Source organism: Photobacterium makurazakiensis (assembly GCF_050336715.1).
Lineage (GTDB): Bacteria > Pseudomonadota > Gammaproteobacteria > Enterobacterales > Vibrionaceae > Photobacterium > Photobacterium makurazakiensis.
In genome coordinates this window covers 14,354-27,199 of sequence record NZ_JAKJSJ010000077.1, presented here as the reverse complement: position 1 = coordinate 27,199, position 12,846 = coordinate 14,354, and the positions used below count along the sequence as shown (strand labels likewise).

The 12,846-nt window shown below is 43.7% G+C and carries 11 protein-coding genes; 9 read left to right on the top strand and 2 right to left on the bottom strand.

Going from position 1 to position 12,846, the window contains the following annotated elements:
• Positions 1 to 340 precede the first annotated feature (340 nt).
• The 5 genes from L4D09_RS25390 (at position 341) to L4D09_RS25370 (ending at position 4,898) form a co-directional block, all read left to right on the top strand.
• Positions 341 to 1,954, top strand: coding sequence for a BCCT family transporter (locus L4D09_RS25390; protein WP_428460339.1), 1,614 nt, complete (start codon positions 341 to 343; stop codon positions 1,952 to 1,954).
• Between the two features lie 77 nt (positions 1,955 to 2,031).
• A complete protein-coding gene (locus L4D09_RS25385) occupies positions 2,032 to 3,063 on the top strand; it encodes an LLM class flavin-dependent oxidoreductase (RefSeq protein ID WP_428460338.1) in 1,032 nt (343 codons plus the stop codon).
• Between the two features lie 123 nt (positions 3,064 to 3,186).
• Positions 3,187 to 3,471 (top strand): DUF1330 domain-containing protein, encoded by a 285-nt coding sequence (locus L4D09_RS25380; protein WP_428460337.1) that lies wholly within the window; start codon positions 3,187 to 3,189, stop codon positions 3,469 to 3,471.
• A 214-nt stretch (positions 3,472 to 3,685) separates the two neighbouring features.
• Entirely contained in the window at positions 3,686 to 4,417 is a 732-nt protein-coding gene (locus tag L4D09_RS25375) for a GntR family transcriptional regulator (RefSeq protein WP_428460336.1), read from the top strand.
• A 115-nt stretch (positions 4,418 to 4,532) separates the two neighbouring features.
• A complete protein-coding gene (locus L4D09_RS25370; protein WP_428460335.1) occupies positions 4,533 to 4,898 on the top strand; it encodes a VOC family protein in 366 nt (121 codons plus the stop codon).
• Here L4D09_RS25370 and L4D09_RS25365 read toward each other — a convergent pair.
• Entirely contained in the window at positions 4,895 to 5,296 is a 402-nt protein-coding gene (locus L4D09_RS25365) for an OsmC family protein (RefSeq protein ID WP_428460334.1), read from the bottom strand. The genes L4D09_RS25370 and L4D09_RS25365 overlap by 4 nt on opposite strands.
• 231 nt (positions 5,297 to 5,527) lie before the next feature.
• On the opposite strand from L4D09_RS25365, the gene L4D09_RS25360 reads away from it, so the two are divergent.
• The 4 genes from L4D09_RS25360 to L4D09_RS25345 all read left to right on the top strand — a co-directional run bounded on the left by L4D09_RS25360 (position 5,528) and on the right by L4D09_RS25345 (position 11,570).
• Positions 5,528 to 6,448: a M14 family metallopeptidase gene (locus L4D09_RS25360; RefSeq protein WP_428460333.1), complete on the top strand. Its 921-nt coding sequence runs from the start codon at positions 5,528 to 5,530 to the stop codon at positions 6,446 to 6,448.
• A 219-nt stretch (positions 6,449 to 6,667) separates the two neighbouring features.
• Positions 6,668 to 8,101, top strand: a complete 1,434-nt coding sequence (locus L4D09_RS25355) for a hypothetical protein (RefSeq protein WP_428460332.1) — start codon at positions 6,668 to 6,670, stop codon at positions 8,099 to 8,101.
• Between the two features lie 96 nt (positions 8,102 to 8,197).
• Complete coding sequence (locus L4D09_RS25350) at positions 8,198 to 9,490, top strand: alpha/beta fold hydrolase (RefSeq protein ID WP_428460331.1); 1,293 nt, start codon at positions 8,198 to 8,200, stop codon at positions 9,488 to 9,490.
• Between the two features lie 166 nt (positions 9,491 to 9,656).
• Entirely contained in the window at positions 9,657 to 11,570 is a 1,914-nt protein-coding gene (locus tag L4D09_RS25345) for an ATP-dependent zinc protease family protein (protein ID WP_428460330.1), read from the top strand.
• A gap of 102 nt (positions 11,571 to 11,672) precedes the next feature.
• Here the strand turns inward: L4D09_RS25345 and L4D09_RS25340 are convergent, their stop codons facing one another.
• Positions 11,673 to 12,701 carry a hypothetical protein gene (locus L4D09_RS25340; protein WP_428460329.1) on the bottom strand — a complete coding sequence of 343 codons (1,029 nt, stop codon included), beginning with the start codon at positions 12,699 to 12,701 and terminating at the stop codon, positions 11,673 to 11,675.
• Between the last annotated feature and the right edge of the window lie 145 nt (positions 12,702 to 12,846).

Below are 12,846 nucleotides of genomic sequence, written 5' to 3'. Positions count from 1 at the left end.
TTATTATACTAAGGCACTACTGGCACTTTTATCAAAAAATCTACAATGATCACAAAATGTTAAATTACTGTCTCGAGTGAAACTTGTTAAAATTCGACAAGAAAAACAATTAACACCTAAAATACAACAACTTAAATCAATATCAATGTTAATTCATTGTTAAACAAAATGGTTGAAGTCCACTTTTATGATGTTATGGTATACCAACAAAACACAATACAGCATCAGCTAAAAATGTGCTGCTGACATAAAAAACGGAGTGTCTGGGGTGATGTAGTCTGAGGGCTACTGCAGTTTATCTAAGGCGCGATCATACAGTGTATAAAGGAGCAATCCTGCTATGATTTCCAATCGTAATATGGTTAACAAGCAAGGAATATTTGAAGGGGTTAACCAAACCATGACCATCGCCTCACTGGCTATGGTTTCAGCATTTGTCCTCTTTTCAGTGTTACAAATCGACTTAGCCAATACTGTTTACAGTGGCGTGAAAAACTGGATCACAACGAACTTCAGCTGGTACTACATTGGCGCAGTTGCCGTTATATTTGTTTTCTCGGTATGGGTGACATTTAGCCAATTCGGGAAAGTGAGATTAGGTAAAGACAGCGACCGGCCTGAGTTCAATAACTTTACATGGTTCGCAATGCTATTCAGTGCTGCAGTGGGTACTGGTTTAATGTTCTGGAGTATTGCAGAACCGCTAACCTATATCCAAGGTAACCCTTTTGCTGAAATGGCAAATGTGGCGGCTAGCACACCTGAAGCGGCTCAAATTGGTATGCGTATTACCATTTTCCACTGGGGTTTGAATGCCTGGAGTGTATATGTACTTGTTGGTTTGATCTTAGCTTATTTTGCTTACCGTAAAGGCTTACCACTCACCATTCGTTCAGCGCTTTACCCTATTTTAGGTGATCGCATATACGGACCAATCGGGCACGCGGTCGATTTACTCGCAATCTTCAGTACACTTTTTGGTACCGCAACGACGCTTGGTCTTGGCGTATCACAAATGAATGCCGGGCTTAATTATCTGTTTGGTATTGAAATAAACTCGGTTAACCAATTAATTCTGATTGTTGTTGTTGGCTCGATTGCTACCTTCTCTGCTGTATCGGGGCTGCAAAAAGGCATCAAGTTCTTGAGTCAATGGAACGTAAGAATTAGTTGTGTCTTATTCGGCTTCTTCTTAATTGCTGGACCAACGGTTTATCTATTCAGTACTTTCTTCACCAATATGGGTGATTACCTTGCCAACTTCATCGGTATGTCTCTCTGGGTTGACCCGCAACCTGAGCGTCAGTGGCAGGGTTGGTGGACAGTATTCTATTGGGCCTGGTGGTTAAGCTGGGGTCCGTATGTTGGTATTTTCATCGCACGTATCTCGAAAGGACGTACGATTCGTGAACTCATGCTAGGCGGTATTTTAGCAAGTACACTGGGTGCATTTACTTGGATCACCATCATGGGTGGTACCGCGACTTACCTTGAGCTATACACCGCAAGCGACCTAACATCCGTTGTAAATGAAAACCTAACAATGGTGCTTTACAGCACAATCGAAGCACTGAATGTTCACTGGCTAACATGGCCAATGGCTGCACTTGCAACAATCATGATTATTTCTTGGTTTGTGACATCTGCTGATTCAGCCACGCTGGTTATCTGTACCATATTGTCAATGGGTGGCAACCACCCACCAATTAAGATGCGCGTTGTTTGGGGGGCTGGGCTTGGCCTAGTAGCGGGAATTCTACTGATGGCCGGAGGCCTTGAAGGCTTACAAGCAGCCTCTATTGCCGCTGCGCTACCGTTCTCTATGGTGTTAATTGTGATGGCTTATTGCTTTATGAAAGATCTGTACGCAGGTACTGAGTATCAAGAGTCACCACAACCAGTAGTAAAAAATGAAACTGAATCGTTAGAGCCCGTATCTGCGCTATCGAAATAAGATATTGCAGACAATAAATAGAAAAGAATGAGGCTGCTTGCCAGCCTCTTATAAAACATCTCAGAAAGGATACTGCTATGAAATTCTCTCTTTTCCTACACATGGAACGCTACGATGACAATAAGACTCACCAAGAGTCATTGGCAGAACTCACCGAATTAGTACAAATTGCCGAACAAGGTGGTTTTGAAATGGCTTGGGTTGGAGAGCACCATGGAATGGAATTTACCATTGCGCCAAACCCAATTAATTACATTACCTACCTTGCCAATAAAACCAGCACCATTCGCCTTGGCGCTGGAACATTTATAGCCCCATTCTGGCATCCGGTGAAATTGGCAGGAGAAGCAGCACTAGCAGATATCATGTGTGATGGCCGTTTGGAATTTGGTATTGCCCGAGGCGCTTACCAAGCAGAGTTTGACCGTTTAATGAATGGCATGCCAGCTGCTGATGGTGGCAAGTACCTCCGCGAGATGGTACCAGCGCTACAAAAACTATGGACGAGCGATTACGCCCATGACGGTGAATTATTCCAGTTCCCAACCACCACCAGCGTACCAAAGCCAATACAGCAACCACACCCACCAATGTGGGTTGCAGCACGCGATCCTGACTCGCACAACTTTGCTATCAGCAATGGCTGTAACGTGATGGTGACACCACTGCAAAAAGATGATGAAGAAGTCCAAGACTTAATGAACAAATTCAACGATGCTTGTGCAAATAACCCTCAGGTTGAACGCCCTGACATCATGTTACTCCGCCATACGTTCGTGGGTGAAAACGAACAAGATTTGACGGCGGGTACCGATGCCCTGCACCGCTGGTATTCCATGTTCATGGCATGGGCGCGTAACAACCAAACGCCTAAAGATGGCTTTGTAAAACACTTAAGCAGTGAAGACTTAGGCGAAAGCTTCAGCAAAGAAGTACTGCGCAACAATCTTGCTATCGGCACACCAGATGAAATGGTTGCTCGCTTGAAGTACTACGAAACATTAGGTATCAGCCAATACAGTTACTGGGCTGATAACAACCTAAGTTTTGAAGAAAAGAAAAAGTCTCTGCAGCTGTTCATTGACAAAGTAATGCCTAAATTTAACTGAAGATAGCATTCATAACTACTGCACTTGTAACAATCTCGCTTTCCTAGCTTGCCCCATTCGCGTGGGGCCTTTTTCTCTTTAAATTTATCATTTATGTTCACCACCACAAAAAAGGAAGACACCATGAAAGGATACTGGCTTGCACATGTGACCGTGCATGACACAGAACAATACCAACGCTATACCGCACTGGCTCCCCAAGCTTTCGCCGCATATAACGGTAAATTACTTGCTCGTGGTGGCCGTTACCAACAATTAGAGGGCGAAGAGCGCCAGCGTCATGTCGTTATTGAATTCCCATCGTTTGATGCAGCACTTGAGTGTTATCATTCTGATGCTTATCAACAGGCTGCAGCTCAGCGCAAAGGCGTCGCAACAGCAGAAGTCGCTATTGTGGAAGGCGCATAGTTCAAATAACAACATTCAAACCGACCTCTCTAGCCAGATAGCTCCCCCTGCCGGCTGAATGACGCTAGAAAATAAACCAACATTAGCATTAACAATCACTTATAATCGCCAATGTAGAACAATATATAATCAAAGCAAGACCCAAAAAAGCAATGGTTTACTCAGCTTCCCAGCAGTTTGCTAATGGAATGCTCAACAGTAGTGAGAATACAGCATGATCAGGCAACCTTCGCAAATAACTAAAATTGACAATAGCCGCATTCCTTTACGAGAGAAAGTGCTAGTAACCCTCAGAACCGCTATCACGAACTTCCAGCTAATGCCGGGCGATCGATTAGTTGAGCGAGATCTCTGCGACATGCTAGGCGTAAGCCGCACTTCTGTTCGTGAAGCATTACGGCATTTAGAATCAGAAGGATTGGTTGATTATCTTGAAAACAAAGGACCAATTGTTACTCGTTTAACACTTGAAACCGCGAAAGAGATTTATGAACTTCGGGCAAGTTTAGAAAGTTTAATTGTGCAACTGTACACGCTCAATGCAACTGACAAACAATTACAAATGCTTGAAACTACACTTCATTTACTCACTCGTCGTTTAACTCAAGGGAATGTTGCGAATATCCTCGACAGTGTGAATGACTTCTACGAGCTGCTTTATGAAGGTTGTGGCAACCAAACTGCGGCAAAATTATTGCGCCAACAACAAGCTCGAATTAACCTGCTTCGCGCAACGTCAATCTCTCAAGAAAATCGTTACATGCAGAGCATCGAAGAAATGAGTGCGATTGTCGATGCTATTCTCAAACGTGACTGCGCTGCCGCTCATCATGCCTGTGTTGAGCATGTTCGCCTTGCATCAGAAGTAGCGCTCGCAGCCATGGCAGAAAAAGAAGGTATTCAGCAGGTACCAGCCATTTTCGTTTCTGAGTATTCGCTCACATAATCCCCCGAATCAACCTCCTGCCATCATATACAATAAATGAAGGCAGGAGAGCCTAGCCTAGCCTAGCCTGCACGAACCTGCATTAACCAGAATCCTCAAGTTCGGTGGAGTTAAAATGAGCCAGCATGAAAAACTCAATTATGTTGAATTCGCTGCCAGCGATTTAACGGCAACAAAAGCTTTTTTTGCCCGTGTATTCAACTGGACATTTACTGACTATGGCCCCGACTATACCGCGTTCGCTAACCAAGGTTTGGATGGAGGTTTTTTTAAAGCTAATACCTGCTCACAAACCTCTACCGGAGGGGCGTTATTAGTATTTTATAGTGCCGATATTGAATCGACACTAAAAAAAGTCACAGATAGCGGTGGTGAAATTGTTCGGCCGATTTTTGATTTTCCCGGCGGATGCCGTTTCCACTTCAAAGAACCCAGCGGCAACGAATTTGCGGTTTGGTCTGAAGCGATTAAAAATAATTAACCGCCGATAATTTCAACCGTGTGCGTCACAGTGATCTTAGGTTGCAGCATCAAACAAACATGGCAATATTTCTCTAACGCATTTTTTGCGGCTGCCGATACTTGTGCCTCAGTCACATTGTCAGCTTCAACAATGAAATGCAGGTTAACGCTCTTATACAATCGCGGAGAGCTTGCTGTCAGTGTATACGTCAGCTTATTCTCAAGGTGTTTCAATACCCCACCTTGTTCCTGTAAACCCATCACCACATCTGTTGCACTGCATGATCCCAGCGCAGACAACAAGATCTCTGTCGGGCACGGTGCCTGCTTGCCATCAGCATCAACGGTGAATTCAAATTTATCTTCAGTAACAACGTTAAACTGGCAGTCCTCTACCCAACTTACACTTAGTGCCATCGTGATATTCCTACAAAATTAAACAACTAAAAGCTATCCCCTTCTAACATTTATCCACGCTTGAGCCCCAAATAGCGTCATTAGATAACAGCGACTTAACTAGTACCACCTAGTTTCATCAACAAAAAAATGGTTAGAAGCAGATTTATCCCTAATATCAATACGTTTGATTCACAATCAACAGTAGATTACTCTGTTTGCCACAGGAGTAAACACTACACAAGGCGAATAATGGAAATATCAAATACATACCCTATCGGTACAGAAGGCCAAAAATGGGGTAACGAAGAAAAAGCGCAGTGGCTAGCTCAACAAAAAATTCAACGCTCTTACCAAGAAGAAGTTGTCACAAAGATTGATGCCCTTCGCGATCGTTTTGATGTGTCTCAATATGGCGCACTCAGTTATGACCCGGCAAAGTACCCGCTTTTGGTGATTAAATCGCGTAATTGGAGTAACGACAAACCAACAGCGCTTGTAACTGGTGGTGTACATGGTTACGAAACCAGTGGTGTACATGGCGCACTACTATTTGCTGATAGCGATGCAGAAAAATATGCAGAGCACTTCAATATCGTAATAGCACCTTGTGTTAGTCCTTGGGGCTACGAAGTCATCAACCGCTGGAATCCACAAGCTGTGGATCCTAACCGTTCGTTCTTCGAAAACAGCCCATCAGAAGAAGCTGCAAGCCTAATGGCGATGGTAAAAGCGCTTGGCGTAGAAGTCCTTGTTCATGTTGACTTGCACGAAACCACAGACTCTGATGAAACTGAATTCCGCCGTGCTCGTGCAGCACGTGATGGCCTCGATCATTTTGAAGAGATGATCCCTGATGGTTTCTACACCGTGGGCGATACTGAAAACCCACAGCCTGAACTACAGAAGGCCATTATCGACTCTGTACGTACAGTGACTCACATCGCTCCACCAGATGCTAACGGTAAAATCATCGGTTCACCGATCACTCAAGAAGGCGTGATCAATTACCCGCTAAAAGAACTAAGCCTTTGTAATGGTTTGTCTGATTGTACTTATGGCACGACCACAGAGGTTTACCCAGATAGCGATAAAGTTACCGACGAAGAATGCAATGTTGCACAAGTTGCCGCTATTACAGGTGCTCTTGACTACGTGCTGAAGCAGCTGTAAAAAAGTAAACATATCAAAGGGCTGGTAATCGGCCCTTTTTATCGCTTATACGTTAAAAAACCTGCAATAATTCTAACGACTTTGTCATTTCTGGGTAAAGTTCGGTTAATCGTTATCCTCTTCGCATCAATCTACATATACTGGTTAAACCAGCTAGCGTACAATGTTTATATGCATCGCCCGTAATAAGCGACAACAACTAAGTACCAGAGAGGATCTATGCGCCACATTATTATATTTTTCACCGTAATAATGTTGGCAGCCTGTGCCAATAACGCAGCCACGATAAGCGTTAACTACCCAACGTCACTTGATAGCTGTGTCGCCCAACTAACCAGCTTTAAATCTGAAGTGAAACGCCAGGGAGTACAAGATGCACAAGTTGTATGGGACAGCCGCTATCCGCACCTTGCTTTCAACCGCTTTAGTCAGGCTCAGCTTATTAAGCTAAATACTCGTCAGGATCAGCAACAATGGCTTAACTACACCTCAGCACAAGCCAAATCACAACGTCATGCTGAATATCGGAACTTGATTGATAAGCAACACTTTGACTTAGCATCCCTTGATTATTGCGCCGACAAGCTGACAAGCCATTCACGATTTGATACCCCTTTTTGGCAAGACATTAAGAAACAACCACCCGTTATTGCCTCAAGCTATGAACCTTGGTTACGCTTTTTTGGTGTCTACCCACTCAGTAAGCAAGTGGCAAAACCGGCTATTGAAGCAGAACAAAAACGGATCCTGGCGGATTTTGGTCATGAAAGTGAAGGCTATACCATTCGCTATGCCATGGAAAAAAACACCTCACTAACCAGCATTCAGATAAAAAAATGGTTTTCCAATGCGCGACAACGATCAGACAGCCAATGGCCTCAGCTGACTGACCAACAAATTTCTCAGCTGTTTAACCACTATGCCCCAATCATGACAATTGAATCATCGTCGGTTGATGATAAACCCGGTAGAGTCGAATACAGTCCAAACCTACAACCACTGGTTAATGCCACCGCGCCAACGGTTTACCTTAACCACAGTTACACCGAATTTCATGGCAATATTCACCTTCAGCTGAATTACAGTGTGTGGTTTGCCAACCGCACACCAACATCAAGCTTCGACCCCTACGCTGGAAAATTTGATGGTGTCATATTGAGATTGACCCTCGACCAACAAGGTCAGCCACTTATACTCGACAACATTCACCAATGTGGCTGTTACCATATGGTATTTGCACTTCAACCTCAGTTAAAATTTGCACAATTAAGCGAAGATATTGAAAAGCCATTAGTATTCCATAAGGCGAAACCTGCAGCAGAAAGTAGACTAAGTGTAACCCTGTCACAGGGCATACATATGATAAAACAAGTTCAGTGGACGAGTAATCCAACGCCAGCTCGTGCTTTAATGCCGCTTCCTTATGATGCGCTTCGCAGTATACCGACCTCGGAAGGCCAACATAAAAGCCTGTTTGATCAGCGAGGTATGCTATTGGCAAGTGAGCGTCTTGAACGTGTGTACTTATGGCCTTTTGGTGTTCCATCACCGGGTACTATGCGCCAAGTTGGCCATCATGCCACCGCTTTTATTGGTGAGCGCCACTTTGATGATGCCAATGTGTTAGAAGCCTTATTTCTGCCACCTCATTAACTAAAACAGCAATCACTGTGCATGCACAATGAATCCTCTAGGCATGACAAACAAACATTGTTAAGATCTTGTTTTCATGTGTTAAAGGAGCAACCCGTGCAATCAACATTTATTGATGACGATATAATCTTTCGTCAACACCAATTTGAGCTGCCGCTCGATTATTCAGCACCGCAAAAACAAAGCATTCAAGTTTTTGCTCGTGAAGTGGTTGATCTAAACAAAGACACGACAGATTTACCGTGGCTAGTATATTTTCAGGGTGGCCCGGGCTTCCCCTCACCTCGTCCAGATAGCCGCTCTGGCTGGCTAAAGCGGGCGTTGGAACAATACCGCGTACTGCTACTTGATCAGCGTGGTACCGGTCACAGTACAGTAATAAGCCACCAAACATTGGCACCAATGACAGCACAACAGCAAGCTGATTATTTAAGTCATTTTCGTGCCGATAACATTGTGCGCGATGCTGAAGCTATTCGAGAAAAGCTTGGGGTTAAGCAATGGTCAATTCTAGGTCAAAGCTTTGGGGGCTTCTGCTCATTGACATATTTATCATTTTATCCACAAAGTTTGACTCGCGCGTATTTAACAGGCGGTGTCCCTTCACTGACTCGTCATGCCGATGATGTGTATCAGGCCACTTATAAGCGTGTTCTTGATAAAAATAAGGCGTTTTTTGCACAGTTCCCGCAAGCACAGACTCAATGCCAAAAGATTGCTGAACACTTACTGGCAAATGATGTTCACCTGCCCAATGGTCAACGCTTCACGGTTGAACAATTCCAAATGATTGGCATCAATCTAGGCCGTAGTCACGCTAACGTTCCGATGTATTACCTATTGGAAGGTGCCTTTGTCAGCATCGAGGGTGAAGAAACTCTGAGCTATGACTTCCTCAATGCCATGCTGGCCGAGCAAAGCCATCAAACCAACCCTATTTACGCGATTTTGCACGAACCTTTATACTGCCAGAATACAGCATCAGAATGGTCTGCACACCGAGTTCGCCAGCAATACCCTGCGTTCAACTTCCAAAGCGGCCAACCATTCCTGTTTACCGGTGAAATGGTCTACCCATGGATGTTTGATCAATTCAGCTGCCTAAAGCCACTGAAAGAGGCTGCAGAGATACTAGCAACGAAACAGGATTGGTCAGAACTCTATGATGTAGAAGCTTTAACAAACAATACCGTGCCAGTTACTTGTGCAGTATATGCCGAAGATATGTATGTCGAGATGGCTTACTCGCTAGAAACCCTTAACGGTATACCGAACAGCAAAGCATGGGTCACTAACGAGTATGAGCATAATGGCTTACGTGCCGACGGTGAACGTATACTCGATAAGTTAATCGAAATGGGCAATAACATCGCTCACCTACCGCAATAAATCAGCCTTTACCCGGCAGTTGTCTATGCTTTAATGGAAACTAACTGCTGGGTAAACTGAATACCCACTGAATTTGACACAATATCCTCCACTATTGGCTGTTACAATCAGTATTATCATGCCTTGATATAACACATTTTTTTACTATCACTTACACAGGATGGATATGGCTTCACTTCGATTAATCACAACCTTGTGTCTCTCTATCTTTGCTATCGCGCCAAGCTTTGCCCAAGCTATCCCGTCACAACCTCTAACGGGTGAGGCTCTATGGCAATCACGTACCACTATTGACAACAAAGTCGTACTTGGCCGAACTGAAAAAGTCTATTTTCCTCAAATAGAGCAACTAAGCGGCATTGGCATTCCTGCAAAAATTGATACTGGTGCAGATTCAACATCTATCCATGCAACCAATATAAGCATTAGCGCCACAGATGAGGTGTTTGCGGGCCTGAAAGGCAATGCTCTTCTCGATGCCATCGCCACAGAATTTGATGCGTTAAATACGACCATGTTGCGCGACCGCGAAGATAAAACAGATATCATGGTCAGTTTTGATATCACGAATCCTTACTCAGGCGAGGCTGTTCGGTTAACCAAGCCGCTTTTTCGTCTAGCCATGATCAAAACGCGTAGCTCGGATGGGCATCTAGCCCGCCCTGTCGTTGAAATAGATTTGGATATCGCAGGTAATACTGTCCGTACAGAAGTTAATCTTGCTGATCGCAGTCGCTTTTCTTACCCAATTTTGATTGGTAAGACGTTTTTAAGAGACACTGCTTGGGTTGATGCTGGGTTCAATTACCTACAAGAACAGCAAAACGCCAAAGTTATCGGCCGTAAAGAACGAGCTACCGTCAACGGCCTAACCATGGAAACCAGCTACTCGCTACAAAATCGCTATAGCATTTTCCATGCAGCCAACATTCAAGTCGATGAAAAAAAGCAGCGCGTTAGTTTTACGATAGAAGGCGATGATAAAAAGAAAAAGCAAATGACCTTACCACTGGTCAAGATGCTCAAGTTCAAAAATGCCAGCCGCCCATTGGTGTATTTACCCGTTCAAATTGGCTCAGCAGAACACAAAGAAGACCGCTTTAATGGCTATATTCTTGCCTATTTACGTGACCGTTCTAAAAAGAGCAGTCAATTACGCTTAGGTACAGAAGCATTAAATAAATACTTTGTCATAAGCCTTAGCGACACCTACCTAAGTAATAAACCACTAAGCACACTAGACTCGGTTATTGCTGATGAAACCTCACTGATGATGAGTGCAGAAGAAACCATCCGTATTGATAGCGCAATAGTTAAAGCCAAGCCCTCAGGTATTATCAAAACGCCAGTTTTGAATGTTCCATACATCAATGAGCAAAGAACAGACTATGGGCGAATGGCACAATATAACGTGATTGATGCGAATGGTCAGCGTCGTAGCTATGAAAAGCCAATAAAAACTAAAGTCCGAGTGGGGCAAACCGTTCGCACTGTTGTCGGCTCTGAAATCAAGCTTCCTTCATCACTACTGTTAAAGGACATTGCCCTTGAAGCTACACCACACCTTGATGGCGAGGTATCTGTATTTGAAGTGAGCCCGAGTTTGGTGCATGGCTCATTATTTGTAAATACACGCTCAACGCATTTACTCGATAAGCAAGCTCCAACAACGGCTGGATATATTGAAACAGTTACTCTTGAAGGCATGACGTTCCCTGCGAAATTAGATACTGGTGCCGATGTCAGCTCAATGCACGCCACTGATATCAAAACCTTCAATAAAGAAGGTAAAAAGTGGGTCTCATTCACTTATGAAAACGCTCAAGGTAACAAACAAGCGTTTACTCGCGAAGTAATTGACGAGATGCGTATCAAAGCGCGCGCTGGAGAAAAACCTCAAGTTCGCTTGGTGGTGAGTATGCGAGTCAAATTAGGCGAGATAGAGAAAGAAGTAGCCGTTAACTTGCGCGACCGCAGCCGTTTTGAATACAGCATGATATTAGGTGAGAATTTCCTTAAGCACGATATTGTCGTCAGTAGCGACCAGCAATTTATCTACACTCAAAAGAACAAAAAATAGTTACACCTAAACCAGTGTAATTCTATACATTCTGTTTTTTACGACACGCCATAAAGAGAGCTCTGCAAAAAGCAGAGCTCTTTAACGAATACAAAGTAAAAGTTAAGCCTCTGCATCCTGATTGGCTGAATAAGACCAGTCTTCAAGAGCAAGGCTATAACACACGTGATAAATAGCTCCCTGACCACCCTGAGTGTCTAAAAAGTTGGTCAACACCATCACTCTGGCTCCCTTATCGTACAGCTCTTCATAATCTTTCATCCCGACAGTGAAGCTTCCCAGGCTCACATCGTGTTGAGCCGAGTCTTTTTCGCGTAGTTCTATTGTTACTTCGTCGCGATCTAATGGGAACCGAAAATAACGGTCGTAGCTGTCAAGGAAAGCCACTGTATCACCTTTATTCATTTTCATAACGCCACCGTTCGGAGGGCAAAAACCTGCGCCATCATGGGCTTGTTCGCCGGAAAAAGTCTGCTGAATATATACGTCATCATCACCTTCTGCCGCATTAGCGATCCATTCATAGACTTTCCCAATTGCTTGTACCGTTTCTCCTGCAATTTCAAACGCTTTACTGATTTTCTTAGCTTTCGGCGTTTTAAGATCGCCAATATATTCGGCTGTCTTATCTGCAACTTCTGCGATTAAAGCTGTCACAGCATCTATGACATCCACATTGCTGTTACATGAGCTTTGCTGACAACTGATTCCCAGCACACGTAGGGTCGGTATTTTCTGTGAGAGTAAACGCCATTTCACTGTATATTCAGCTTTTGACCCAGAAACAGTATTGGAATGCGTACTGATATCACCGTAATTCACTTGTGATGTATGAATAGTGAAATCCCCAATGATTTCGTCTTTAGAGGCATTTCCTGCACTGTCCTGCTCCCTAACTTCGATTTTGACGTTATCACCATATTCCAATGACAAATCAAGGGCGACTTTTCGATATTTATCACCGCTATCATTCATATCAAACGTATTACTGTCATCGGCATCTCTTGGGTAGGTACCCCAGTAATTCCCATCTACCCATATCTTGAAATAGATTTCATCATGTCCAGGTTCTCCGGTAACCTTTTGACAAATCAGCTCATCTAACCGCAGTGTACATTTTATGCTGCTCATGACTTTCCCTCTGCTCTATGGCGAATACCTTATTAACTTTAGAGTCTGAAAAAGTAGGCAGATGAGATTTATTTATAAATATGACTTTCCCCCCGTAAATTTTCAATTATAACGTTATTAATTACATTTAATTTTATTCAAATAA